The sequence below is a fragment of the Rhizobium sp. NRK18 genome, from assembly GCF_024385575.1.
In the GTDB taxonomy this organism is placed as follows: Bacteria; Pseudomonadota; Alphaproteobacteria; order Rhizobiales; family Rhizobiaceae; genus JANFMV01.
In genome coordinates this window covers 3,565,880-3,592,603 of sequence record NZ_JANFMV010000001.1, presented here as the reverse complement: position 1 = coordinate 3,592,603, position 26,724 = coordinate 3,565,880, and the positions used below count along the sequence as shown (strand labels likewise).

The window sequence follows — 26,724 nt, the reverse complement described above, 5'->3', positions numbered from 1 at the left end:
TCCGGTCAGATCCGGGAATTCGATACAAGAAAGCCGCCGGCGTCCATGACGTCCGGCGGCTTTTTCATTGGTGCCTGCAAAAAGGATCAGGCGGCGTTGGAGGCTTCTTCCTCGTTGAGGAAGGTATAGATCGCCGAGGCGCTGTCGGTTGCGCGCAGCTTGGCGACGAGATCCTGGTCGCGCAGGATGCGGGCGATGCGCGACAGCGCCTTGAGGTGGTCCGCGCCGGCGCCTTCCGGGGCCAGAAGAAGGAAGACGAGGTCGACCGGCTGGTCGTCCAGCGCTTCGAAGTCGACCGGTGTTTCCAGACGCGCGAACACGCCGACGATCGACTTGATGCTGGTCAGCTTGCCGTGCGGAATGGCGATGCCATGGCCGACGCCGGTGGATCCCAGACGCTCGCGTTGCAGGATGACGTCAAAGATTTCCCGCTCCGGAATGCCGGTGATCTTGGAGGCCTTGGAAGCCAGTTCCTGAAGCAACTGCTTTTTCGAATGAGCCCTCATCGAGGGGATGACCGCATCTGTCTGCAGAAGGTCTGCCAATGCCATTTAATGTTCCTTCGTGCCGCATGAAGGGAGGAGAGCCCGGCGGGTGCCAGTTAACGGGTTCTTTGCCTGCCGGGCTGTCCTGATTTCAACTCTTGATGGTGGCTGCGTCAATCCAGCCGATATTGCCGTCCTGACGACGGTAGACGATGTTCAGGTCTTCCTTGCCCGGGCTGCGGAAAATGAAGACCGGCTCGTCGGTCATGTCCAGCGCCATGACGGCGGTCGCCACCGACATGGTTCTGATCTGCTTGCTGCTCTCGGCAACGATCGTCGGCGCGAAATCTTCCGGAAGCTCTTCGTGCTCTTCCGGAACAGCGTCCATCACCGTGTAGGAGATTTCAGCGGTGCCGTTCTGATTGTTGCCTGCGTGATGATCCTTGAGTTTCCGCTTGTAGCGGCGAAGGCGCTTTTCGATCCGTTCCGCGGCCGCGTCGAACGCTGCCTCGGGGCTGTTGGCCTGACCTGCCGCGTGCAGGACGACGCCACTGTCGAGATGAAGCCGGCAATCCGCTGCGAAGCGGGAGGACGACTTCTCAACCGTCACCTGGCCCGAAAAACCGCCGTCGAAATACTTCTCGATCGCCTCCCCGATCTGACCTGTAATCCGTTGACGGAAAGAATCGCCAATTTCCATATGTTTACCGGATACACGCATACTCATGGATTGTTTCCTTCTTATGCTGATTTGCGGGTATCAGTTTACGCCAAGCGGCGGTCTCATCCAAGCGTTTCAAGCGAACAGGTCATTGATCGATGCTTTACCGACGATGACCAGCCATTCGAATTCGAGGAGTTTTGCGGGTCTTGTCGAGACGATCGCATCAAACGTACCGGCTTTCCGCCCTGGCAGTCGCTTGACCGATGCTCCGGTTCGGCTTTCGCTCATCCCCTTTCAGGCAGACAAGCAGCGCCGGGAGCGCAAAAATCTTCGCATTCGAGCGTCGCGGACTTCCTTTTCAGCTGGATCCACAGCGGCTGCGGCGATATGCCGTCAGCGTCCCAAGTGCGGGCGGCTTCTAGCGCTGCACCCCTTGGAAGTCAACACTTTCCGTTAACTTTTTCCCCCGCAATCGCCGGGGGTGTGGATAGTCAGAAGCCCGAGACCTTGGCCATCGCCCGCTTTTCGCGGCGGCGCTGAACGGAGGAGGGGATGTTCATCGCCTCCCGGTATTTGGCGACCGTGCGGCGGGCGAGATCGATGCCGCTGCCCTTCAGCCGTTCGACGATATCGTCGTCGGAGAGGACCGCGTCCGGGGCTTCCTGCGCGATCATCACCTTGATGCGGTTTCTGACCGCTTCGGCCGAATGATTGTCGCCGCCCTCGGAGGAACCGATCGAGACGGTGAAGAAGTATTTGAGCTCGAACAGGCCTCGCGGCGTCAGCATGTACTTGTTGGACGTGACGCGGCTGACGGTCGATTCATGCATCTTGATGGCGTCGGCGACGGTCTTCAAATTCAGCGGCCGCAGGGCATCGACGCCGTGCGTCAGGAAACCGTCCTGCTGGCGGATGATTTCGCTCGCCACCTTCATGATGGTGCGGGCCCGCTGGTCGAGGCTGCGGGTCAGCCAGTTGGCGTTCTGCAGGCATTCCGACAGGAACGCCTGGTCCTCGCTCTTGCAGGCGCGGCCCTTCGACACCTCGGCATAATAGCCCTGATTGACGAGCACGCGCGGTAGCGTCTCGGGATTGAGTTCGATCGCCCAGCCGCCGGAGGCGGCTTCGCGGACGATGACGTCCGGCACGATCGCCTCGACCGGATTGCGGTCGAAATTGCTCGCCGGCTTCGGATTGAGCTTGCGGATCTCCGACAGCATGTCGATCAGGTCTTCCTCGTCGACGCCGCAGATCTTCTTTAGCGACGCGAAGTCGCGGCGCGCCAGAAGATCGAGGTTGACGACGAAGGCTTCCATGGCCGGATCGTAGCGGTCGAGCAGTTTCAGCTGGATCGCCAGGCATTCGCTGAGCGAGCGGGCGAAGATGCCGGGCGGATCGAGCGTCTGCAGTCCGGCCAGCACCTTTTCGATAAAGGACAGTTCCATGCCGAGCCGCTCGGCGATTGAGTCCGTGCTTTCCTGCAGGTAGCCGGCATCATCGAGCAAATCGACCATGTGGTCGGCGGCGATGCGCTCGCGCGGCGTGGTCAGCACGAAGGGGATCTGCTGGCTGAGGTGCTCGCGCAGCGAAACCTGACCGGCGACGAAATCCTCGAGGTCGTAGCCCTCCGAGCCTTCGGATGAGCCCGGCATCGATTTCCACTGGTCGATGAGGCCGGGCGCTTCGGCCTTGCGCGGCCCGCTGTCATCGGACATGGCCTCGTCGAAATTGCTGTCGAGCTGGTCGTTGAGCCGGCCCGTGCCGCCCGTGGCGCCATGCTCGAACCAGTCGCCCGAAGGCTCGGAATCGGCGGCTTGCGCGCGCGCATCCGCTTCGGCGGCCTCGGAGGCATCGCGCTCCCGGTCGGGCGTCCGGTCCGACGGGTCGTCATCGGCGATTTCGAGAAGGGGGTTCTTTTCGACTTCCTGGGCGATGAATTGCGTCAGCTCGAAATGGTTCATCTGCAAGAGCTGGATCGACTGCATCAATTGCGGCGTCATCACCAGGGACTGGCTTTGTCGCAGATGAAGGCTGGCCGATAGTGCCATGGCGGACGCTGAACTCCCTCGGATCAGATCGGGACACCGCCTGCCTCTTTTGCAGGCAATATCCATCTGGCCCAAAAATTGCTTTTTTGCAGGCCGAGGTCAAGCGTCATGATATCTTAAGATTAATTTCGCCCGGCCGCATCGCTGTTTGAGGGGTTTCGGCGATGCCAGATGGCCGGGGGAGGGGCAGGCTAGAGGCTGAACTTGTCGCCGAGGTAGAGGCGGCGGACTTCCGCATTGCCCACGACTTCATCGGCCCGGCCGTGCGTCAGCACCTCGCCGGCATGGATGATGTAGGCGCGGTCGATGAGCCCGAGCGTTTCACGCACATTGTGGTCGGTGATCAGGACGCCGATGCCGCGCGCCGTCAGGTGACGAACGAGGTTCTGGATGTCGGCGACCGAGATCGGATCGACGCCGGCAAAGGGTTCGTCCAGCAGCATGAAGGCCGGATCGGTGGCCAGTGCCCGGGCGATTTCAAGACGGCGCCGTTCGCCGCCCGAAAGCGCCACGGCCGGCGACTTGCGCAGATTGTCGATGTGGAACTCGGCGAGCAGCGAATTCAACTTTTCGGCCCGCTCGTGCTTGTTCTTCACATGCATTTCGAGAATGGCGTTGATGTTCTGCTCGACGGTCAGGCCGCGAAAGATCGAGGCTTCCTGCGGCAGGTAGCCGACGCCGAGACGGGCGCGGCGGTACATCGGCATCGAGGTCACGTCATTGCCGTCGAGCTCGATGCGCCCCTCGTCGACCGGCACGAGGCCGGTGATCATGTAGAAGCAGGTCGTCTTGCCGGCGCCGTTCGGGCCGAGCAGACCGACGGCCTCGCCGCGCCGCACCACCAGCGACACGCCATTGACGACGCGGCGGTTGCGGTAGGCCTTCGTCAGGCCGCGGGCAATCAGCGTTCCTTCATAGCGGGACTTGTCCGACTGCGTTGCGGCCTGCTTCATGGATGCGGCCATCTCTTTGTTGGGGTTGAAGGGCTTCGTCACGGGTGGGTGGGTCCTGTTACGGCTTCTGCTTGGATTTCGGGTCGAGCTGGATCTTCACCCGCCCGCCACAGGCATCCAGCTTGGCTTCCCCCGTCTGCATGTGAACGGTCAGCTTGCAGCCGACGAAGACATTCTGGCCCTGCGACAGGACGACCTGCTTGCCCTGCAGCACGAAGGTCTGCGCCTGCATGTCGAAGTGACCGGTGTCGGCGGTCGCCTGCTGCGTCTCGGAACTGAGGAAGACATTGTCGGAGACGTCGATCTTGTCGATGTCGGCATTGCCGGAGGCGACCGATGCGGCGTTGCCGGAAGACTGTCCCTGTTTGACGTAGTAGACGGTCATCTTGCCGGCTTTCAGCGTCGTCGTGCCCTGCACGACGTTGACATTGCCCGTGAACACGGCGGAACTGGACTGGTCGTGGACCTCGAGCTGGTCGCTCTCGATCTGGATCGGCTGATCGTTGGAAAGCTTCATGCCCTCCATCTGCGTCGATTGCGCCAGCGCTCCCGTCGACAGGCTCGCGGCGAGCGCGAAAGATGTCACCAGGCAACCAAATTTCTTCACTCGGCCTACATTCATCGGATTTCCATCTTTCACTTTTGGGTCTTTCGCAGAGCGTCCGGGCTTACATTCATACGGACATGGCCGGTAAATTTGATGACGCGGCCGTTATCCGACATATCAAGAGAATCGGCATCAATCGATGCGCCATTTGCCGTAATCGAAACCGGCTTGTCGGTCACCAGATGTCCGCCATTGACGTCTAGGAAGCCCGACTGGAAGCGCGCCGTCACACCGTTCGACAGGGTGATGGTGAACGGCTCCTCGACGGTCAGGTCATCCGCCTTGCGGTCATATGTGGCGGACTTGGCGACCACGTCGGCCATCGTGTCGGCATTCATCGGCATCGAGGCGTGGATGTCCTCAAGCTTGATGGTGTTGGAATCCTTGATCGGCTGCAACGCCCTTGCGGCGGTCATGGAATAAAGAATGCCCATCCGGTTGCGTCCGGAGATCGCCGGCTTTTCCATCACCACCATGCCGTTTTCGATGGTGGCGGCGGCGATCTTGATATTGTCCGGCAGGTAGCTGCGCACGACGGCGACGGCGACGAAGGCGCCCGAGACGATAAGGGCGGCCAGCGGCAGCAGGACCTTCAGCCAGCGCACACGGCGCGAATGACGAATGCCGCGATTGTACGCGGCCTGAGCCTTCGCCAGGCCGGCGCCGTATGCCGGCTTCTGCACGCTATCAAGCATGAATCCCAGACTTTCCCAACAATCGAATAGTCAGAACACCCGTCCTGACATTAAAGTAATAACACAATATAACGCAAATCAATTGCATTGCGCGCGGTGACCGGCTTGGTCAGATTTGATCAATACAGCGCAATTCACTGATTCCCGGCAGGCGCAGACCTTTCGGCACACATGCCATCAAGACAGCTGATTGCCAATATGGTTTCTTTCCTGCCATATGCAACCGCGTGGCGCCAGTGGTGCGGCACAAACCGACATATTCCGGCAGAAGGCATGTATTCTCCCATGGACCAATCCGCAATCGCCGACCGCCGGTCACTTCGCCGCAAGCTGGGCTTCTGGAGGCTCGTCGTCGCCGCGCTCATTCTCATCGGCGGCTTTTCGGCCTATTTTATGGCCAATGACGAGCGGATCGGCTCGGCGCCGCAGGTCGCCCGCGTCAGCGTCACCGGCCTCATTACCGATGACGAGGAGCTCCTGGCGCGGCTCGCGCGCATCGAGGAGAGCGACGCGGTCAAGGCGGTGGTCGTGTCTATTTCGTCGAACGGCGGCACCACCTATGGCGGCGAAAAGGTCTACAAGGCGCTTCGCCGCATCGCGGCGGTCAAGCCGGTCGTCTCCGATATCCGGACGACGGCGGCATCGGCCGCCTACATGATCGCGGTCGCCGGCGACCGCATCTTTGCCGGCGAGACGTCGATCACCGGCTCGATCGGCGTCATCTTCCAGTATCCGCAGGTCAAGGATCTGCTCGACAAGATCGGCGTGTCCCTCGAGGAGATCAAGTCGGCGCCGCTGAAGGCCGAGCCGTCCCCCTTCCATCCGCCGAGCGAAGATGCCAAGGGTGTGGTGCGCGACCTCATCCTCGACAGCTATGACTGGTTCGTCGACCTCGTGGCTGAACGGCGCGGCTTCTCGCATGACGAGGCGGTGAACATTGCCGACGGACGCATCTTTTCCGGCCGCCAGGCGCTGAAGCTGAAGCTGGTCGACGAACTCGGCGGCGACGAGGAAATCCGCGCCTATCTTGAAACCAGAGGTGTGTCTTCGGACCTGCCGATGATCGACTGGCAGGCGAGTGAGGGCATTTCCGGCTTCACACTGCCCAGAGCACTTTCCACATTGATTAATTTGCTTGGTTATGGTGACTTAGCCGGACGCGACAAATTGTCGGCTGGTGCCGGAGAACACTTGCTGGTTGACGGGTTGACGTCGTACTGGCGGCCCTGAGCGGCCGAAAAAAGAATTTTGAATGGGGGACGTTGTGATCAAATCCGAGCTGGTGCAGATCGTCGCTGCGCGCAATCCGCACCTATATCACCGCGATGTCGAAAATATCGTCAATGCCGTGCTGGACGAAATTACCGACGCGCTGGCGGCCGGCAACCGGGTCGAGCTGCGCGGCTTCGGTGCGTTTTCCGTCAAGAACCGCCCGTCCCGATCGGGCCGCAACCCGCGCACCGGCGAAAGCGTGTTCGTCGAGGAAAAGTGGGTTCCCTTCTTCAAGACCGGCAAGGAACTGCGCGAGCGCCTGAATGCCGACGGCATGATGGATGACGACGAGGACGATGAAGACGAGGATTGATCCGGCCGGGCGCAAGACGGCAAAATCCGCATGACGCACTTGCGGAACGCTCGCTTCGCCCCATATTTTGCCGGAAATGCATGCCAGTCTGTGCCGAAACTGGCGAGGAGAATGCCGAATGACGCGAAAGCTGATCAACATCATCGTCCTGGTGCCGCTCGGCATCGTCTTGATCCTGCTCTCCGTTGCCAACCGTGAAAGTGTCACGCTGGCGCTCAATCCTTTCCGCCCGTCCGATCAGGTGCTTTCTCTCAGCGCACCGCTGTTCGTTTTCCTGTTCTGCGCCCTGATACTCGGAATGATCGTCGGGTCTGCCGCCACATGGGTCAGCCAGGGCAAGCATCGCAAGCGTGCACGCCGCGAGGCGCGCGAGGCCGTCAAGTGGCAGGCGGAAGCCGGCCAGCACAAGGCGCGGGCGGAATCGCTGGCGGGCCAGTCGCTTTCCCTGCCGGGCAACTGATCGTTTCTACACTCTCAACATTTTCCGCCCGTCGAGCAGGTTCACGCAAGTGTCGGCCGCTAGACCTTGCCGCCATGGCAAGGGGCATGCGGTGATATGACGGACACTCCGCCGATGGCGGCAAAGGCGCTGGCTGACTACCGCGCGGGCGATTTTGCCGGCGCGGTGGACGCGGCGGGCATGGCCCTGGAAACGGCCGATGCCGGCGCCCGGCCGATGCTCTTCGTCATCCTCGCCAATGCCAGCCTGAAGCTCGGCCGCAGACAGGCCGCGGCAGAAGCCTTCGTGAAGGCCGCGGGCTGTTTTGCCGACAAGCGCGCCGAATTCCTGAAGTTCGCCGCCAATCTCTTCTTCGACGAGGGGCGCTACGATGACATGGCGGCAATCGCCGCCGAGGTTGGCGCGACGAACCGCGACGACAAGCCGCTTCTGGCCAAGCTCGCCACGGCGCTCAAGCAGGCCGGACGGCTCATCGAGGCCAGACCCTTCATCGCCGACCTGGATCTCGAAAGGCCGCAGCAGTTCGCGCTGCTCGGCGAATTCGAACATGCGCTCGCCGATCCGGCCGGCTTCTACGATTTCCTGAAAGAAGCCTGCCGGACGCGACCGGACAATATTCCGTTGAACAGCGTGCGTTACGCACGGGCGAGGGGGAACTGCGACTTTGCGGCGCTCGACGAATTCGATGCGGCGGTGGCGGGAGACAGCCCGCGCGCCCGCGCGCTGCGCGAATACGAGTTGGCGCTGATCCGCCTTACGCGGACCGATGACGAGCGCGAGCATGCGCAGCCGTCCTATGACACCTCCGTGATGCACCGGACCGATCCGGATGACATTCCGCGCCTTCGCCGCCAGCCGTCTGCCGCCGCGGAAAAGATCCGGATCGGCTATCTCTCGAATGACTTTTACGGCCACGCGACCATGCGCCTGTTAGAGGAGGTGCTGCTCGGCCATGACCGGGAGCGCTTCGAGATCCGGCTCTTCTGCTACACTTCCAGGGAGCTGGCGCGCTACCAGGAGCGCTGGCCCTCGACGCTGCGCGACGCGGTGGTCGTCGTCCGCGAGATGAGCGATGCCGATGCGGCGGCGGTCATCGACAATGAGCGCATCGACATTCTCGTCGATCTCAAGGGCTTCACGCTCGGCGCCCGTCTCGGCATTCTGAACCGCTCCAATGCGCCGGTGAAGGCGACGTATCTCGGCTATCCGGGACCGCTGACCGGCATGGACGTCGATTACGCCATCACCGATCCGATCGTCACGCCGGATCAAAGCAAGGCCGTCTATCGCGAGAAGCTGTGCCGGCTGCCGGACAGCTACCAGTCGAACGGCAGCCGCAACCGGCCGCGACCCGCTGCCGTCACCCGCGCCGAACTGGGGTTGCCGGAGGATCACTTCGTCTTCGGCTCGTTCAACGCGGTCCACAAGATCACCCATGCGACGCTGCGGCTCTGGGCCAAGATCCTGCGGCGGGTGCCGGATGCGGTTCTTTACCTGCTCTGCAACGATCCGCTGGCGCGCGGCAATATCGCCGATGCCTTCGGTCGCGAGGGAATTGACGACGGTCGGCTGATCTTCTTCTCCAACGTTGCCTACGAAGCCTATCTCGGCCGTATCGCCGCTGTCGATCTGGCCCTCGACACGCATCCCTATAACGGCCACACCACGACGTCCGATATCCTCTGGGCCGGAACGCCGCTGGTAACCTTCAAGGGAAGGAGCTTTGCGTCGCGGGTCTCGGAAAGCCTGCTTGAGGCGATCGGCCTGCCGGAGCTGGTGGCGGCGGATGCGGCGGGCTTCTGCGATCTTGCGGTGGCCCTCTCCGGCGATACGGCTCGCCGGGCAGAGCTGCGCGAAGGGATCGCAGCCAACCGCACGACCGCGTCGCTCTTCGACACGGATCGCTTCACCCGGCATCTGGAGCGCGGCTACGAGATGATGATGGAACGCGCCCGGGCCGGGCTGCCGCCAGACCACATCGACGTGCCGAAACTTGCGCGGTGACAGGCGCGGCCATTAACTAGGTGAAGGACAATGATGCGACGCCCGGATCGAAAGACGCGATGAAACAGGCTTCTCCCGCCCTGGCGAAGGCGCTGACCGCCTATCAGGCCGGCCGCTTTGCAGACGCGGTTGAGGCCGCTGATTCTGGCCTTGCGCGTGCCGACGGACCGACGCGGCAGAACTTGCTGGTGATACTCGCCAACAGCAATCTGAAGCTTGGGCGCAAGGTCGAGGCCGCCGAGGCCTTCGTCAGCGCCGCGGCCGCGATCGCCGACAAGCGGGCGCTCTTCCAAAAGTTCGCCGTCGACCTGTTCTGGGGCGAGGGGCTGCATGCCCGGATCGCCGCCATCGCGGCGGATGTCGCTCGCTCTCATCGTGGTGACCCGGCCTTCCTTTACCGGCTTGCCATGGCCTGCAAGCTTGCCGGCGCACTCTCCGAGGCCGAAAGCTTCATCGCCGATCTCGATCTTGCCAATCCCCAGCACTTCGCCCTGCTTGCCGAGTTCGAGACGGCGATCGGCGACGCCGACCGCTTCTATCTGTTCCTTGTCGAGGCCTGCCGGACGCGACCGCAGAGCCTGCCGTTGACCAGCCTCCGCTATGCGCGGGCGATCAATGTTGCGGACCTCGACGCGACTGCGGAATTCGATGTGCTTCAGGGCCGGGGCGGCCTGGCGGCGGAGGCGCTCTCTCGCAACGAACTGGCCTGGTCGCGGCTGTTGCGCAGCGACGACGAGGCCGTCCACGCGCTTCCCTCCTACGATACGCTGGGCCTGCACCGCGTCGATCCACAGGACATCCCTGTGCGGAGGCGTCCGCCTTCGAAGACCGACGAAAAGATCCGGATCGGCTATCTGTCGAACGACTTTCACTGGCATGCGACGATGATCCTGTTCGAGGAGGTCATGCAGGCGCATGACCGCGAGCGGTTCGAGATCACGCTGTTCTGCTACACCGACGAAGCCGCTGCGGATTACCAGAGGCGCTGGCCGGCCTCACTGCGCGATGCAGTGGTGCCGGTGCGGGCGATGACGGACGCGCAAGCCGCAGCCTGCATTGCCGCGCACGACATCGACATTCTCGTCGACCTGAAGGGCTTCACCACCGGCGCAAGGCTCGGCATCCTCAACCGCTCCGATGCGCCGGTGAAGGCGACCTATCTCGGCTATCCCGGATCATTGACCGGCATGGATGTCGATTACGCCGTCACCGATCCGATCGTCACGCCGGACACCAGCAAGCCGTTCTATACCGAGAAGCTGTGCCGTCTTCCCGAGACCTATCAGGCAAATGGCAGCCGCAACCGCCCGAAGCCGCTGGCTCTGACGCGCGACGATCTCGGACTGCCCGTCGACAGGCTCGTCTTCGGGTCGTTCAATTCGCCGGGCAAGATCACCATGACGACGCTGGAGCTTTGGGCCGACGTCCTGCGCCGCGTTCCCGGCTCCGTCTTCTGCCTTCTCTGCCGGGAGTGCCTGCCGCGCGACAACCTGACGGCGGCGTTTGCAAGCCGCGGCGTGGCGGCCGAACGCTTGTTCTTCTTCTCGGGCGAAGCCTATGATCGCTACCTGTCGCGGATCGCCGCCGTCGACATCGCGCTGGATACACACCCTTATAACGGCCATACCACGACGTCCGACATTTTGTGGGCCGGCACGCCGCTGGTGACGTTCAAGGGGAGGAGTTTTGCCTCGCGCGTCTCCGAAAGCCTGCTGAAGGCCATCGGCCTGCCGGATCTGGTGGCCGAAGACCCGGCCGGGTTTCCGGATCTGGCGGTTGCGCTTGCCGGCGACCCGGAGCGCCTGGCGGAAATCCGCGCACGGCTTGCGGCAAACCGGGTTCGCGCGCCTCTCTTCGATACCGAGCGCTTCACCCGTCATCTGGAGCGTGCCTATGAGATGATGATCGAGCGGGCCCGCGCCGGGCTGGCGCCGGAGCACATCGATATCGCCGCCCTGCCGCCGCGCGATGGTGTGTTTCTCGTCTGAAGGCGGTTGCTGGCGCTGGAAACCTCTTCCGCCTTCCCTTATGAACGGCTTCCCTATATTGACGGAACGAAAGCAATAGCCGCGGGCCGGGTGGCCCGGAGAGACAGGTGACGTGAAGAACAGGCAGCGCAGGACCGACGGTGGCAAGCCCTTCGCCAAGGGTGCCGGCACGAAGAACCCCGGCGGCAAACCGCCGAAACCGAAACGCGAACGCGCTGCGGACCGGCCGCAGACGGCCAGGTCGCAGGCCGCTAAGGCGCAAGCCACCGAGAGCGCCCGTCCCGAGCCAAAGGAACAGGCGACCGTCGAGCGTCTGCCGCTGCTGACGGGCGAGCGTCCTCCCGAGCGCGTGCCGGTTATCCTCGAGAGCGTGGCTTCCGGCGACTTTCATCTGATCGACAGCGGCTACGGGCTGAAGCTGGAACAGTATGGTCCGTATCGCATCGTGCGGCCGGAAGCGCAGGCGCTGTGGCCGCCGGCACTGCCCGCGCACGTCTGGGACAATGCCGACGCCATCTTCACCGGCGATACCGACGAGGATGGCATGGGGCGCTGGCGCTTTCCGCGGGAGGCGCTTGGCGAGACCTGGCCCTTGAAGGTGCTGGACGTCGATTTCCTCGGCCGCTTCACCTCATTCCGCCATGTCGGCGTCTTTCCCGAGCAGATCGCCCACTGGTCGTGGATGAAGGACGCGATCGAGGCCGCCAATCGTCCGGTCAAGGTCTTGAACCTGTTCGGCTATACCGGCGTGGCGTCGCTGGTCGCCGCGTCGGCCGGGGCAGAGGTCACCCATGTCGACGCCTCAAAGAAGGCGATCGGCTGGGCGCGCGAAAACCAGACGCTTTCGCGCATGGACCGCCTGCCGATCCGCTGGATCTGCGAGGACGCGATGAAATTCGTCGAGCGCGAGGGCCGGCGCGGCAATCGCTACGACATCATCCTGACCGATCCGCCGAAATTCGGCCGCGGCCCGTCGGGCGAGGTCTGGCACCTGTTCGACCATCTGCCGCACATGCTGGCCGGCTGCCGGGAAATCCTGGCGCCGAAGGCGATCGGGCTGGTGCTGACGGCCTATTCCATCCGGGCGAGCTTCTATTCCATGCACGAGCTGATGCGCGAAACCATGCGGGGCAGGGGCGGCGTGGTGGAATCGGGCGAGCTCGTCATCCGCGAGGCTGGCCTCGACGGCAAATCGCAGGGCCGCGCCCTTTCGACCTCACTCTTCAGCCGCTGGGTGCCGAAATGACCATGAACCACGATCAAGACCGCCGCCGCGTCGGCCAGGTCAAGGAAGTCACCAGCCTTTCCAATCCGATCGTCAAGGACATCAAGGCGCTCGCTCAGAAGAAGGAGCGCGACGCGACGAAGACCTTTCTCGCCGAAGGCCTGAAGCTCATCATCGACGCGATCGAACTCGGCTGGACCATCCGCACGCTCGCCTATGCCAAGGCCGCCAAGGGCAAGCCGGCGGTCGAGCAGGTGGCGGCAAAGACGGTGGCGACCGGCGGGCTGGTGCTCGAAGTCTCGGAAAAGGTCATGTCCTCGATCACCCGGCGCGACAATCCGCAGATGGTCGCCGGCGTGTTCGAACAGCGCTGGCTGCCGCTTGCCAAGGTCAAGCCGAAGGCCGACGAGACCTGGGTTGCGCTCGACCGGGTGCGCGATCCCGGCAATCTCGGCACCATCATCCGCACGGCCGACGCCTCCGGCGCCTCGGGCGTGATCCTCGTCGGGGAGACGACCGATCCCTTCTCGATGGAAACCGTCCGCGCCACCATGGGTTCGGTCTTCGCCATGCCGCTGATCCGCGCCACCGTGGACGAGTTCATCGCCTGGAAGAAGACGGCCGGCGTCAGCGTGGTCGCCACGCACCTTGCCGGTGCGGTCGACTACAGGACCATCGATTACCGCAAGAAGCCCGTCGTCCTCCTGATGGGCAACGAGCAGTCCGGCCTGCCGGACGATCTGGCGGGCGAGGCCGACGCGCTGGCCCGCATTCCGCAGCAGGGCAGGGCCGACAGCCTCAATCTGGCCGTCGCCACCGCCGTCATGCTGTTCGAGGCCCGCCGCCACCTTCTGACGCTGGATGGCGGCGCATGACGCAGGCATCCGGTTTCCTGCGCAATCCCGTCGCGATCCTCCTGTTCATCGTGCTGGCTGTCGCCGCAGATCAGGCGGTGAAGATCGCCGTCGACCATTATCTGCCGTTTCAGCAGGCTGTGCCGGTCATGCCGATGCTGGCGCTCTACCGCACCTACAATCTCGGCGTTGCCTTCTCCATGCTGTCCGGCATGGAAGGCTGGTTCATCGTCGGCATGCGGCTCGCCATCGTCGCCTTCGTCATATGGCTCTGGCGGCGCACCAGTGCGGACCGGCATTTCGCCCATGTCGGCTTTGCGATGATCATCGCCGGCGCGCTGGGCAATCTCCTCGACCGCTTTCTCTACGGCCATGTGATCGACTATGTGCTGTTCCACACGTCGACGTGGTCGTTTGCCGTTTTCAATCTCGCCGACAGTTTCATCACCATCGGCGCAGTGCTTGTCGTGATCGACGAGTTTCTCGGCTCAAAACCGAAAAGACCCTAAAAATTTAGTGTTTTGAAAAAACGATTCTGAACAAGTGTATGTTAGCAAGGTTGCATGAGTGAAATTGCGCGCAACCTGAAGACCGATATGAAACCTGCAACCGGCTCGCCATCATCCGAAGCGGAGAAGGCTTCGGCTGACGCGGGCGTGAGGCCTGCCGTGAAAAACGATCCGAAGCCGGTTTCGACGGAGACCGGCGGCAACATGGCGCGTCTGCTGCTGCGGATCTGGCTTGGCGGCGGCGGCCTGGCGGCGGTTGCGCTGCTGTTCAGCGCCGCGGGCGGTCCGGCAGCGTGGATGGTGCTCGGCATCATGACCGCCGGCATCGTCTTCATCATCATCCAGCTGGCGCTGGCACCCGCCGACTTTGGCAGGGCCAAGGCCGCGCCGTCGACGGACGAGCTCTCGCGGCTCGTCGAGGAGGCCGATCACGACCGTTCCTGGGCGGATGCCGAACGCAGCGTCCGTTTGGCCGCGATCCATGACGACCTCGGCGACATCGCGCTGAGCCGCGATTCCGACCGGCGCATCATCGACGCCAACCAGACCTTCCGCCGCCTGACCGATTGCGATGAGCCCGAGGGCAAGACCTGCCGCGAACTTGGCCTGATCTTCAATCCTTCGACGGTGCCGAACCGTTTCGAGGTCGAGATCAACGGTCCGGCCGGCAAGCGGATCTTCATCTGGCACGACATCACCGTGCGCGATCCAGCCAACGGCCAGCTGATCATCAGCAGCGTCGGCCGCGACGTCACCGACGAGCGCCGGCTGGTGCGCGCCCAGGAAGAGGCGCGGCAGAAGGCCGAACAGTCGAACGCCGCCAAGTCGCGGCTGCTGGCGACCGTCAGCCATGAAATCCGCACGCCCCTGTCCGGCATCATCGGCATGAGCCAGCTTCTCGAGGAGGCGCCGCTGACGCCGGCGCAGCGCAATTATCTCGAGGGCATCCGCCAGTCCGGCGATGCGCTGGTCAAGCTCGTCGAGGACCTCCTCGATTTCTCCGCCATGGAGGCCGGCCGTTTCGAACTCAGGCAGAAGCCGGTGGCGCTGCGCAAGCTGGTCGAAGGCGTTTCCGAAATGCTGTCGCACCGCGCCCATGACAAGGGCATCGAGATCGCCACCTCGATCGCGGCCGACGTTCCGGCCATCCTCGAATGCGACGAGGCCCGGCTGAAGCAGGTTCTCTTCAATGTCATCGGCAATGCGGTGAAGTTCACCGTCAAGGGCGGCGTCCAGATCCGCGCGACGCGCGAAGACGACATGGCGGTGATTTCGGTGATCGATACCGGTCCGGGCATGACCGATGACGAAGAACGACGCGTGTTCGGCGAATTCGAACAGGCCGGCAACAGTGAGGAAAAGAGCGCCGGATCCGGCCTCGGCCTGGCGATATCGCTGCGCATCATGAAAGCCTTCGGGGGCGATCTAAAGGTCGCCAGCATCAAGGGCAAGGGATCGACCTTCCGCATCCTGTTCCCGATCCGCTCCGAAGAACATGACGACGTGGTGGAGGCTCGCCGTCAGGCGCTGGCGGAGACCAGCGTTCTGATCATCGCGCCGAAGGGGCCTGCCGAAAGTGCGCTGGCCGCGACCATCACGACGCTCGGCGGAACCTGTTCCAACGTCGCCGGCATCGATGCCGCCATGGAGATCATCAGCGGCGGCCGCGCCTTCACCGACATCATCGTCGACAACCGGCTGGCAGACGCCTTCAACGAACGCATGCCGCAGCACCTACACGACAACAGTCAGTCGCCGCGCCGGATCCTGCTCGTCAATCCGGAAGAGCGCAATGCCGCCGGCTTCGGCGCCTTCGACGCCTGGCTGATCCGGCCGCTGCGCGAACAGTCGCTGATCGATGTTCTGCTCGGCCGCATGCGCGGCGTGGAGCGGCGCGAGGCGATCAACGACAATGCCCGCAAATACGAGTTCAACCTGCCGAAGCTGTCTGCGCCGGCGGGCAGCGGCCTGAAAGTGCTGCTCGGCGAGGACGATCCCGTCAATGTCATGCTGGTGCGTGCCGTGCTCGAGAAATCCGGTCATACGGTCGAGGTCTGCGGCGATTTCGAGGCCATGATGACCGTGCTCTGCGGTGAGCCTGCCGATCGCCCGGACATCATCGTCACCGATCTCCACATGCCCGGCGGACACGGGCTCGACATCCTGCCGAAGATCCGCGAGCGGGAGATGAGCCTCGGCTCCGAACTGATGCCGATCATCGTGCTCACCGGCGACAAGCGCGACGACATTCACCGCCAGGCGCTGATTGCCGGCGCCAACCGCGTGCTGACCAAGCCGCTCGACCCGGCGGGCCTGCTCGCCGAGATCACGGCGCTCTCCAAGGCCAAGCCTGCCGCCCGCAAAGCCTGAGCCGTCGCTTCACAGGGATGTCATGCTCCTGTAGTACATCCATGTTTTAAGCGCGCTCGAACTTTTCAGGCGAACACAAGGCGATTCGCAATGACCACAAATATTGCCGACCGACCTGGTCTTGATCTCGTTGCAGAACGGGCCTCCATCGTCCGTCCCGGCTCGGATGCAAAGCTGCTTGGACGGATCGGCAGTCTCGAAACGCGGCTCGCACGCACGGCGTCCGAAATCGATGCCGCCCAGGCCGTGCGTTACCGGGTCTTCGTCGAGGAGATGCGGGCGAAGCTCGATCCCGAGGCGGAACGCCGCAAGCGCGACTTCGATGCCTTCGACCTCATCTGCGACCATCTGCTGGTGCTCGACCGCTCGCTCGAAGGCGATACCGAAGACCAGATCGTCGGCACCTACCGGCTGATGCGACAGGAAGTCGCCGAAGCCCATGGCGGCTTCTACTCTGCGTCCGAATTCGATGTCGATTCCCTGATCGCCCGCCATCCGGGCAAGCGCTTCATGGAGCTCGGCCGCTCCTGTGTGCTGCCGGCCTACCGCACCAAGCGTACCGTCGAGCTTCTCTGGCAGGGCAACTGGGCCTATGCGCTGCGCTACGGCGTCGACGCCATGTTCGGCTGCGCCTCGTTCCCGGGCGTCTATCCGGAGGCCCACGCGCTGGCGCTGTCCTTCCTGCACAACAATGTCAGCGCCACGGGCGAATGGCATGTCGAGGCCCTGCCGCATCTCAAGCGCGACATGGACCTGATGCCGGCGGAAGCGATCAATGCCCGCCGCGCCATGATGGCTCTGCCGCCGCTGATCAAGGGTTATCTGCGCCTCGGCGCCATGACCGGCTCCGGCGCGGTCGTCGACAAGGCGTTCAACACCACCGACGTGCTGATCGTCCTGCCGATCTCCTCGATCTCGGATCGCTACATCAATTATTACGGTGCCGACGCCGGCCGTTTCGCCAGCTAAGGCAACACGTTACGCGGCCTTCGACGTCGGCCGCCAGATGCCGTTGCCGGATAGCGCGTGGCGTCCATGCGGACCGTCGAAGGACTGGTCCGGTCCGAGCGGCACGATGCCGGTCGGATTGATATGGCGGATGCCGTAATAGCCAGCCTTGATGTGATCGATGCGGACCGTCTCGGCGATGCCGGGCCATTGGAAGATTTCTCGCACATAGCCGGAAAGCGCCGGGTAGTCGGACAGCCGGCGGATGTTGCACTTGAAGGCGCCGTGATAGGCGGCGTCGAAACGGACCAGCGTGACGAAGAGCCGGATATCGGCCTCCGTCAGCCACTTGCCGGCGACATATCGGTTCTTGCCGAGATGCGCTTCCAGCGTGTCGAGCGTCGAGAAGACATCGGTGACCGCGGCTTCATAGGCGGCCTGCGTCTTCGCGAAGCCGGCGCGGTAGACGCCGTTGTTCAGCGTATCGTAGATCAGCGCGTTCCAGCGATCGATCTCTGCACGGAGCGGCTCGGGATAGAAGTCGTGGCTGTTACCGGTGATCCCGTTGAAGGCCGTGTTGAGGATGCGGATGATGTCGGCGGACTCGTTGTTGACGATGACACCGTTCTTGCGGTCCCAGAGGACGGGAACCGACACCTTGCCGGAATAGTGCATGTCGCTGGCCGTATAGAGCTCGTGGAGAAAGCGGATCGGCTTCAGCGTCGGCCCGGCGTCCTGCGGCTCGGTGAATTCCCAGCCATTGTCGCCGATGCGCGGCTCGGCGACGGAGAGACGGATGACGTCCTTCAGGCCTTTCAGGCTGCGCATCATCAGCGTGCGCGATGCCCAGGGGCAGAGATAGGAAACGAACAACTGGTAGCGGCCCGGCTCGGCGACGAGACCGAGCTGTCCATCCGGACCGGAGGCACCGTCGGCGGTGATCCAGTTGCGGAACTTCGTCGGCTCGCGGTGGAAGCTGCCGTTTTTCATTTCATTGGCGGCAACGTCGTCGTTTACCCACTTGCCATCGATCAGCTGCGGCATGGTCGCTTCATCCTTCGGTCTCGTATGATGATCCGAATATAGACCTTCGCAGGCGTGCTGACAGCCCGCTGATTGTTCGACAGAGCGTTTACCGTCTGCGCCGGGGAGGGCCGAGGCGGCATTTCCAAAAGGAAAGGGGAGGCGTTGGGCCTCCCCTTCGCATTCCGGATCAGCAGCGCGTGTCTTACGTTCCAGACGTATAGGCCGCGATCGCCGCCATGTTGACGATGTCGGAATCCTTGGCGCCCATCGAGGTGATCTGCACCGACTTGTCGAGACCGGTGAGGATCGGGCCGATGACGGTCGAGCCGCCGAGTTCCTGCAGCATCTTGGTCGAGATTGACGCCGAGTGGAACGCCGGCATGATCAAGACGTTGGCCGTGCCGGACAGGCGGCAGAACGGATACTGCTCCTGGATGCGCGGATTGAGCGCCACGTCGGCGGCCATTTCCCCGTCATACTCGAAATCGACGCGGCGCTTGTCGAGAAGCTTGACCGCCTCGCGCACCCGTTCGGCGCGTTCGCCGGTCGGATGGCCGAAGGTCGAATAGGCGAGGAAGGCGACACGCGGGGTGTAGCCCATGCGGCGCGCCATGTTGGCGGCCTCGATGGCGATGTCGGCAAGCTCTTCCGAAGTCGGCATGTCGTGCACCGCGGTGTCGGCGACGAACACGGTTCGGCCGCGGCAGACGGCGACGCTGACGCCGATCACCCGGTGGCCGGGCTTCGGATCGATGCAGCGGCGGACATCTTCGAACGCGGTGTAGTAGTTTCGCGTCGTACCGGTGACGACCGCGTCGGCATCGCCGAGCGCCACCATGCAGGAGGCGAAGTGGTTGCGGTCGGTATTGATCAGCCGCTGGCAGTCGCGGTGCAGGAAGCCCTGGCGCTGCAGGCGCTGGTATAGATATTCGGTATAGGCCTCGACCCGGTCAGAGAGCCGGGCATTGACGATCTCGATGCCAGACCGGTTGAGCTCGATGCCGGCCTTTTCCGCCGTCTCGCGCATCTGTTCCTCGCGGCCGAGCAGGATGGCGGTGCCGAGCTCCTGGTTGGCGTAGGAGACGGCGGCGCGCATGACCTGTTCTTCCTCGCCCTCGGCGAAGACGACCCGCTTCGGGCGACGCTTGACCCGCTCGTAGAGCGACTGCAGCGTCGAGGCGATCGGATTGCGCCGCGCCGACAGTTCCTGCGCATAGGCTTCGAGATCGGTGATCTCGCGGCCGGCGACGCCCGTTTCCATCGCCGCCTTGGCGACCGCGACCGGGATGGTCGAAATCAGGCGCGGGTCGAAGGGAACCGGGATGATGTATTGCGAGCCGAAACGCGGCCGGCTGCCCTGGTAGGCGGCGGCGACATCGTCCGGAACGTCCTCGCGGGCAAGCTCGGCGAGCGCCTGGGCGGCGGCGATCTTCATCTGGTCATTGATCGTCGAGGCCCTGACATCGAGCGCGCCGCGGAAGATATAGGGGAAGCCCAGCACGTTGTTGACCTGGTTGGGGTAGTCCGAGCGACCCGTCGCCATGATCGCGTCGTCGCGGATGCGGGCAACCTCTTCCGGCGTGATTTCCGGGTCCGGGTTGGCCATCGCGAAGATGATCGGCCGCGGCGCCATGGAGCGGATCATGTCCGCGGAGAACGCGCCCTTCTGCGACAGGCCGAACACCACGTCGGCCCCTTCCATGGCTTCCGCCAGCGTGCGCCGGTCGGTCTTGACGGCATGCGCCGACTTCCACTGGTTCATGCCTTCCTCGCGGCCTTGGTAGATCACGCCCTTGGTGTCGCAGAGGATGATGTTGGCCGGATTGAAGCCCATCGACTTGATGAGCTCGACGCAGGCGATCGCCGCGGCACCCGCGCCGTTGCAGACGAGCTTGGTGGTCTTGAAGTCGCGTCCGGTCAGCTCGATCGCGTTGATCAGGCCCGCGGCGGCGATGATGGCGGTGCCGTGCTGGTCGTCGTGGAAGACGGGGATGTCCATGACTTCTCGAAGGCGCTGCTCGATGATGAAGCATTCCGGCGCCTTGATGTCTTCCAGATTGATGCCGCCGAAGGACGGGCCGAGGAAGCGCACGCAGTTGATGAATTCATCCGGGTTTTCGGTATCGACCTCGAGGTCGATGGAATCGACGTCGGCGAAGCGCTTGAAGAGCACCGACTTGCCTTCCATCACCGGCTTGGAGGCGAGCGCGCCGAGATTGCCGAGGCCGAGGATGGCCGTGCCGTTGGTGATGACCGCCACCATGTTGCCGCGCGTCGTGTAGTCGTAGGCGGTTGCCGGATTCTCCGCGATCGCCTTCACCGGCACGGCGACGCCCGGCGAATAGGCGAGCGACAGGTCGCGCTGCGTGGCCATCGCCTTCGTCGGAGTGATCTCCAGCTTGCCGGGCCGGCCGTGCGAATGGAAATCGAGCGCCTCCTGCTCGGTGATCGAGGACATCGGACGATTGGCCTTGTCGGTTGCGGGCATGTTTCCTCCAGCTTGTTGTGGGCAGCCACCGGGTGAGGGCGGTTTGTTATTGTGTTCCCGTTTCCGGCAAAGCTAATGTCACTCCACTTTTCCCGCAAGAACGCAAATCCGGTTTTGAAGCGAACAACGTGACGGGCATCCGCATATCTGAAGTTGAGAAGTTGTCGGCCGAAGTTCTCGTCTCCGACGAAAGCCGCGCATCGGCGACGCCGATGATGGAACAGTATATCGAGATCAAGGCGAACAATCCGGACTCGCTGCTGTTCTATCGCATGGGCGATTTCTACGAGCTGTTCTTCCAGGATGCGGAAGAGGCCTCGCGCGCGCTCGGCATCACGCTGACCAAGCGCGGCCAGCACATGGGCGTCGATATCCCCATGTGCGGCGTGCCGGTCCATGCCGCCGACGACTATCTGCAGAAGCTGATCGCCAGGGGTTTTCGCGTCGCCGTCTGTGAGCAGGTTGAAGATCCGGCCGAGGCAAAGAAGCGCGGTTCGAAATCCGTCGTGCGCCGCGATGTCGTGCGCCTCGTCACGCCCGGCACGCTGACGGAAGAAAAATTGCTGTCGCCATCGGAATCGAACTATCTGATGGCGCTTACCCGCATTCGCGGTGCCGGCGGCGAGATGGCGCTCGCCTGGATCGACATTTCGACCGGCGTCTTCCGGCTGGCCGAAACCGATGCCGCGCGGCTGCTTGCCGACATCTTGCGCATCGATCCGCGCGAGTTGATCCTGCCCGACACGCTGTTTCACGATCCTGAACTCCGCTCGGTGTTCGATGTGCTCGGCAAGGTTGCGGTGCCGCAGCCGCCGGTGCTGTTCGACAGCGCCACGGCCGAGGGACGCATCGCCCGCTATTTCGGCGTCAGGACGCTGGACGGCTTCGGCGGTTTCTCGCGCGCCGAAATGGCCGCCGCTGCTGCCGCCATCGCCTATGTCGAGAAGACGCAGATCTCCGAACGGCCGGCGCTCGGCATTCCGGAACGGGAAGCCGCAGCCTCGACGCTGTTCATCGATCCGGCGACCCGCGCCAATCTGGAGCTTGCCAAGACGCTGTCGGGCGACCGCAACGGCTCGCTTTTGAAAGCCATCGATCGCACCGTCACCGGCGGTGGAGCTCGCATGATCGCCGAACGGCTGATGTCGCCGCTGACCGATCCGGACGCGATCAACCGCCGGCTCGATTCGATCTCATACCTGCTTGGCCGGCAGGCGCTGACGGACGATATCCGCATGGCGCTGAAGCATGTGCCGGACATGCCGCGTGCGCTCTCCCGGCTGGCGCTCGACCGCGGCGGTCCACGCGATCTCGGGGCGGTGCGCCAGGGGATCGAGGCCGCTCGTTCCATTGCGATGAGACTCACAGCCGATCTGCCGCTGACGGAAGAACTGTCGGCGGCGCTCGAGGGGTTGAAGGCGCTGCCGGAAGCGCTCGAGGCCATGCTCGGCGCGCGGCTTGCCGACGAATTGCCGCTCCTGAAGCGCGACGGCGGCTTCCTGCGGCCCGGCGCCAATGCCGAACTCGACGAGGTCCGGGCGCTCCGCGACGAGAGCCGTCGGGTGATCGCCGGCCTGCAGCTGCAATATGCCGAGGAGACCGGCATCAAGTCGCTGAAGATCAAGCACAATAACGTGCTTGGCTATTTCATCGAGGTCACCGCCGGCAATTCCGGCACGATGACCGGCACCGACGAGGCGAAGGGCCGCTTCATCCACCGCCAGACCATGGCGAGCGCCATGCGCTTCACGACGACGGAGCTGTCCGATCTCGAAAGCCGCATTGCGAACGCCGCCGGGCGGGCGCTGGAGATCGAGCTCGAAGCCTTCGAGGCGATGAAGGCCGCCGTCGTTTCCGAGGCAGAGGCGATCAAGGCCGGCGCCCGGGCGCTTTCGGTGCTCGACGTCGCCGCCGCGCTCGCCGTGCTCGCCGAGGAGCAGGGCTATTGCCGGCCGCATGTCGACGGCTCGAAGGAATTCGCCATCGTCGCCGGCCGCCATCCGGTCGTCGAGCAGGCGCTGCGCCGCCAGTCCGAGCATCCCTTCGTCGCCAACAATTGCGACCTGTCACCGGAGGGCGATGGCGAATTCGGCGCGATCTGGCTGCTGACCGGCCCCAACATGGGCGGTAAGTCGACCTTCCTGCGCCAGAACGCGCTGATCGCCATCATGGCGCAGATGGGCTCCTTCGTGCCGGCCGGTTCCGCCTCGATCGGCGTTGTCGACCGGCTGTTCTCGCGCGTCGGCGCTTCCGACGATCTGGCCCGCGGCCGCTCCACCTTCATGGTCGAGATGGTCGAGACGGCGGCGATCCTCAACCAGGCGACCGACCGCTCGCTGGTCATCCTCGACGAGATCGGCCGCGGCACGGCGACTTTCGATGGTCTCTCCATCGCCTGGGCGGCGGTCGAGCATCTGCACGAGGTCAATCGCTGCCGCGGCCTGTTCGCCACGCATTTCCACGAGCTGACGGTGCTCTCGGAAAAGCTCGGACGGCTGTCGAATGCGACGATGCGGGTCAAGGAATGGGACGGCGACGTGATCTTCCTGCACGAAGTGGGACCGGGGGCTGCCGACCGCTCCTACGGCATCCAGGTCGCCCGCCTGGCCGGCCTGCCGGCCGCCGTCGTCTCGCGGGCCCGCGAGGTTCTGACCATGCTGGAGGACGCCGACCGCAAGAACCCGGCGCACCAGCTGATCGATGATCTGCCGCTCTTCCAGGTGGCCGTGCGCCGCGATGAAACGGCGAAAGCGAAGACATCTGCGGTCGAGGAGGCCTTGAAGGCGATCAATCCGGACGATATGACACCGCGTGACGCGCTCGATGCGCTCTACGCCTTGAAGAAACGACTTGGAAATCCTTGATACCTATAGTCGCGCCGCGGATGCGCGACAGGGAGTTCGAGGGTCAATGCAGGCGAGACATTCCGGCGACGGGCTGGTCAGAAGCGAAACGAAGAACGAAGACCGGCAAACCATGGCCAGGAACGACAGCGAACTTTGCAATATTCTCGACGTGGACGCCCTGAGGGCGGCCTGCGACAAGATCGCCGCGACGCACAAGTCCGATGCCGGCGCGATGCGCATGGCGCTGCTCGCCGAACTGCGCAAGGCGAGCCAGGCCGGTCGTGAAAAGGCGCGCGAACTCCTGTTCGAGGATGGCGGCGGGCTTGCCTGCGCCAGGCGCATCTCCTGGCTGCAGGACAACCTGATCTCGATCCTCTACGATTTCGTGCTCACCCATGTGCATGACGAGAAGAAGGATGCGATGGCGGTCTGTGCGGTCGGCGGCTACGGTCGCGGCACGCTGGCGCCCGGCTCCGACATCGACCTCCTGTTCCTCTTCCCGTCCAGCCAGAAGCCGTGGATGAAGCAGGTCGTCGAATACATCCTCTACATCCTCTGGGACATGGGCTTCACCGTCGGCCACGCGACGCGCACGATCAACGAGTGCATCTCGCTGTCGAAGAGCGACATGACGATCCGCACGGCGGTGCTTGAAGTGCGCTATCTATGCGGCGCGCCGGTGCTGGTGAGCGAACTGGAAAGCCGCTTCGAAAACGAGGTCGCCCACGACACCGGTCCCGAATTCATCGCCGCCAAGCTTGCCGAGCGCGATGCCCGCCATTCCAAGAGCGGCGATACGCGCTATCTGGTCGAGCCGAACGTCAAGGAAGGCAAGGGCGGGCTTCGCGACCTGCACACGCTCTACTGGATCTCGAAATACTACTACCACGTCCGCGACACGCAGGACCTCGTCAAGCTCGGCGTGCTGTCGCGCGCCGAATTGAAGCTGTTCAACAAGTCGGAGGATTTCCTCTGGGCGGTGCGCTGCCACCTGCACTTCCTCACCGGCAAGGAAGAGGAACGCCTGTCCTTCGACCTGCAGCGTGAGATCGCCGAAAACCTCGACTACCAGCCGCGCCCCGGCCTTTCCGCCGTCGAGCGCTTCATGAAGCACTATTTCCTCGTCGCCAAGGATGTCGGCGACCTGACGCGGATCTTCTGCGCCGCGCTGGAGGACGAGCAGGCGAAGTCCATTCCCGGCCTGACGGGCGCCTTCACGCGGTTTACCAAGCGCGCCCGCAAGATCCCCGGCACGCTCGACTTCGTCCAGGAACGCGGCCGCATCGGTCTTGCCGACCCCGAGGTCTTGAAACGCGATCCGGTCAACATCATCCGCCTGTTCCACATGGCCGATGTCCAGGGCCTCGAGCTGCATCCGGACGCGCTGAAGGGCGTCACCCGTTCGCTGAAGCTGATCGACAACAAGCTGCGCGAGGACGAGGAGGCCAACCGCCTGTTCCTGTCGATCCTGACCTCCCGCAAGGATCCGGCGCTGATCCTGCGGCGCATGAACGAGGCCGGTGTGCTCGGCAAGTTCATTCCAGATTTCGGCAAGATCGTCTCGATGATGCAGTTCAACATGTATCATCACTATACCGTCGACGAGCACCTGCTGCGCACCGTCGACGCGCTGTCGCGCATCGAGCGCGGGCTGGAGAAGGATGCCCATCCGCTCGCCACCAAGGTGATCGGCAGCATCGAGGACCGCACCGTTCTCTATACCGCCGTCCTACTGCACGACATCGCCAAGGGCCGCAAGGAGGATCACTCGATCGCCGGCGCCAAGGTCGCGCGCAAGCTCTGCCCGAGGCTCGGGCTGACGCCGAAGCAGACCGAGCTCGTCGCCTGGCTGATCGACGAGCATCTGGTCATGTCGATGACCGCCCAGACCCGCGACCTCGGCGACCGCAAGACGATCGTCGACTTTGCCGACAAGGTGCAGTCGCTGGAGCGTCTCAAGCTGCTGATGATCCTGACCGTCTGCGACATCCGCGCCGTTGGGCCGGGCGTCTGGAACGGCTGGAAGGGCCAGCTCATCCGCACGCTCTATTACGAAACCGAACTGCTGATCGCCGGCGGTTTCTCGGAAGTCTCCCGCAAGGAGCGCGCCGCGCACGCCGCCAACAAGCTGCAGGGCGCGCTGGAAGGCTGGAGCGAGAAGGAGCGCAAGGCCTACGTCAAGCTCCACTACCAGCCCTATCTTCTGTCGGTGACGCTCGAAGACCAGATCCGCCACGCGAACTTCATCCGCGACGCCGGCAAGGCCAACAAGGTGCTCGCCACCATGGTGCGCACCCACTCCTTCCACGCGATCACGGAAATCACCGTCCTGGCGCCCGACCATCCGCGCCTGCTGACGATCATCGCCGGCGCCTGTGCGGCGGCCGGGGCCAACATCGCCGACGCGCACATCTTCACCACCTCCGACGGGCGCGCGCTCGACACCATCGTCATCAACCGCGAATTCACCAATGACGAGGACGAGCTTCGCCGCGCCGCCGCGATCAGCGCGCTGATCGAAAGCGTGCTTTCCGGCAAGAAGCATCTGCCGGAAGTGATCGCCAGCAAGGCCAAGAGCCGCAGGCGGCCGAAGGCCTTCACAATTCCGCCGCACGTCACTGTTTCAAACGGTCTGTCGAACAAGTTCACCGTCATCGAGGTGGAGTGCCTGGACCGCACCGGTCTTCTGGCCGATATCGCCGCCGTGCTGTCGGACCTGTCGCTCGATATCCACTCGGCCCGCATCACTACCTTCGGGGAAAAGATCATCGACAGCTTCTACGTGACCGATCTCGTCGGCGCCAAGATCACCAGCGACAACCGGCAGTCGAACATCGTCGCCCGGCTGAAGGCGGTCCTCGCCGGCCAGCAGGACGACCTGCGCGACAAGATGCCGAACGGCATCATCGCGCCGGCGCACCAGCCGACCGTCTCCGTCGCCCCCAAGGCGAAGGTGCGCGCCTCGTGAG

The 26,724-nt window shown here is 63.7% G+C and carries 21 protein-coding genes; 12 read left to right on the top strand and 9 right to left on the bottom strand.

Features of this window, described 5'->3' with window-relative positions:
• Window positions 1-86: 86 nt before the first annotated feature.
• From ptsN to lptC, 7 genes are all read right to left on the bottom strand, one after another.
• On the bottom strand, window positions 87-551 hold the full coding sequence (gene ptsN / locus NN662_RS17025) for a PTS IIA-like nitrogen regulatory protein PtsN (protein ID WP_261931409.1): 465 nt from the start codon (window positions 549-551) through the stop codon (window positions 87-89).
• A gap of 85 nt (window positions 552-636) precedes the next feature.
• Window positions 637-1,212: a ribosome hibernation-promoting factor, HPF/YfiA family gene (gene hpf, locus NN662_RS17020; protein ID WP_261931408.1), complete on the bottom strand. Its 576-nt coding sequence runs from the start codon at window positions 1,210-1,212 to the stop codon at window positions 637-639.
• A 69-nt stretch (window positions 1,213-1,281) separates the two neighbouring features.
• A complete protein-coding gene (locus tag NN662_RS17015; protein WP_261931407.1) occupies window positions 1,282-1,437 on the bottom strand; it encodes a hypothetical protein in 156 nt (51 codons plus the stop codon).
• 203 nt (window positions 1,438-1,640) lie between these two features.
• Window positions 1,641-3,197 carry an RNA polymerase factor sigma-54 gene (rpoN, locus tag NN662_RS17010; protein WP_261931406.1) on the bottom strand — a complete coding sequence of 519 codons (1,557 nt, stop codon included), beginning with the start codon at window positions 3,195-3,197 and terminating at the stop codon, window positions 1,641-1,643.
• Between the two features lie 191 nt (window positions 3,198-3,388).
• Window positions 3,389-4,162: an LPS export ABC transporter ATP-binding protein gene (gene lptB / locus NN662_RS17005; RefSeq protein WP_261932008.1), complete on the bottom strand. Its 774-nt coding sequence runs from the start codon at window positions 4,160-4,162 to the stop codon at window positions 3,389-3,391.
• 46 nt (window positions 4,163-4,208) lie between these two features.
• Window positions 4,209-4,772 carry an LptA/OstA family protein gene (locus NN662_RS17000; protein ID WP_261931405.1) on the bottom strand — a complete coding sequence of 188 codons (564 nt, stop codon included), beginning with the start codon at window positions 4,770-4,772 and terminating at the stop codon, window positions 4,209-4,211.
• Window positions 4,773-4,786: 14 nt separating this feature from the next.
• On the bottom strand, window positions 4,787-5,452 hold the full coding sequence (gene lptC / locus NN662_RS16995) for an LPS export ABC transporter periplasmic protein LptC (RefSeq protein ID WP_261931404.1): 666 nt from the start codon (window positions 5,450-5,452) through the stop codon (window positions 4,787-4,789).
• A 285-nt stretch (window positions 5,453-5,737) separates the two neighbouring features.
• Between lptC and sppA the strand changes: the two genes are divergently transcribed.
• From sppA to NN662_RS16945, 10 genes are all read left to right on the top strand, one after another.
• Complete coding sequence (gene sppA / locus NN662_RS16990; RefSeq protein WP_261931403.1) at window positions 5,738-6,682, top strand: signal peptide peptidase SppA; 945 nt, start codon at window positions 5,738-5,740, stop codon at window positions 6,680-6,682.
• Window positions 6,683-6,716: 34 nt separating this feature from the next.
• Window positions 6,717-7,037 (top strand): integration host factor subunit beta, encoded by a 321-nt coding sequence (locus tag NN662_RS16985; RefSeq protein ID WP_261932007.1) that lies wholly within the window; start codon window positions 6,717-6,719, stop codon window positions 7,035-7,037.
• A gap of 118 nt (window positions 7,038-7,155) precedes the next feature.
• A complete protein-coding gene (locus NN662_RS16980) occupies window positions 7,156-7,497 on the top strand; it encodes a lipopolysaccharide assembly protein LapA domain-containing protein (RefSeq protein WP_261931402.1) in 342 nt (113 codons plus the stop codon).
• A 96-nt stretch (window positions 7,498-7,593) separates the two neighbouring features.
• Entirely contained in the window at window positions 7,594-9,501 is a 1,908-nt protein-coding gene (locus NN662_RS16975) for a glycosyl transferase (protein WP_261931401.1), read from the top strand.
• A 59-nt stretch (window positions 9,502-9,560) separates the two neighbouring features.
• Complete coding sequence (locus NN662_RS16970; protein ID WP_261931400.1) at window positions 9,561-11,489, top strand: hypothetical protein; 1,929 nt, start codon at window positions 9,561-9,563, stop codon at window positions 11,487-11,489.
• A gap of 112 nt (window positions 11,490-11,601) precedes the next feature.
• A complete protein-coding gene (locus NN662_RS16965; RefSeq protein WP_261931399.1) occupies window positions 11,602-12,735 on the top strand; it encodes a class I SAM-dependent rRNA methyltransferase in 1,134 nt (377 codons plus the stop codon).
• Entirely contained in the window at window positions 12,732-13,589 is an 858-nt protein-coding gene (locus tag NN662_RS16960; protein ID WP_261931398.1) for a TrmH family RNA methyltransferase, read from the top strand. The genes NN662_RS16965 and NN662_RS16960 overlap by 4 nt, the downstream gene beginning before the upstream one ends.
• A complete protein-coding gene (gene lspA, locus NN662_RS16955; protein ID WP_261931397.1) occupies window positions 13,586-14,077 on the top strand; it encodes a signal peptidase II in 492 nt (163 codons plus the stop codon). Before NN662_RS16960 ends, lspA begins: the two co-directional genes overlap by 4 nt.
• Before the next feature lie 54 nt (window positions 14,078-14,131).
• Complete coding sequence (locus NN662_RS16950) at window positions 14,132-16,447, top strand: ATP-binding protein (protein ID WP_261931396.1); 2,316 nt, start codon at window positions 14,132-14,134, stop codon at window positions 16,445-16,447.
• A 90-nt stretch (window positions 16,448-16,537) separates the two neighbouring features.
• The gene (locus tag NN662_RS16945) at window positions 16,538-17,416 is read left to right on the top strand and encodes a GNAT family N-acetyltransferase (protein WP_261931395.1); all 879 of its coding nucleotides are present in this window, start codon (window positions 16,538-16,540) and stop codon (window positions 17,414-17,416) included.
• Window positions 17,417-17,425: 9 nt separating this feature from the next.
• On the opposite strand, the gene NN662_RS16940 is transcribed toward NN662_RS16945, so the two are convergent.
• Together NN662_RS16940 and NN662_RS16935 are read right to left on the bottom strand one after the other, a co-directional pair.
• Entirely contained in the window at window positions 17,426-18,439 is a 1,014-nt protein-coding gene (locus NN662_RS16940) for a glutathione S-transferase family protein (protein WP_261931394.1), read from the bottom strand.
• A gap of 184 nt (window positions 18,440-18,623) precedes the next feature.
• Entirely contained in the window at window positions 18,624-20,909 is a 2,286-nt protein-coding gene (locus tag NN662_RS16935; RefSeq protein ID WP_261931393.1) for an NADP-dependent malic enzyme, read from the bottom strand.
• A gap of 212 nt (window positions 20,910-21,121) precedes the next feature.
• Here NN662_RS16935 and mutS point away from each other — a divergent pair, with 212 nt between their 5' ends.
• Together mutS and NN662_RS16925 are read left to right on the top strand one after the other, a co-directional pair.
• Window positions 21,122-23,773 carry a DNA mismatch repair protein MutS gene (mutS, locus tag NN662_RS16930; RefSeq protein ID WP_261932006.1) on the top strand — a complete coding sequence of 884 codons (2,652 nt, stop codon included), beginning with the start codon at window positions 21,122-21,124 and terminating at the stop codon, window positions 23,771-23,773.
• A 112-nt stretch (window positions 23,774-23,885) separates the two neighbouring features.
• Window positions 23,886-26,723, top strand: coding sequence for a [protein-PII] uridylyltransferase (locus NN662_RS16925; RefSeq protein ID WP_261932005.1), 2,838 nt, complete (start codon window positions 23,886-23,888; stop codon window positions 26,721-26,723).
• The last annotated feature ends 1 nt before the right edge of the window (window position 26,724 follow it).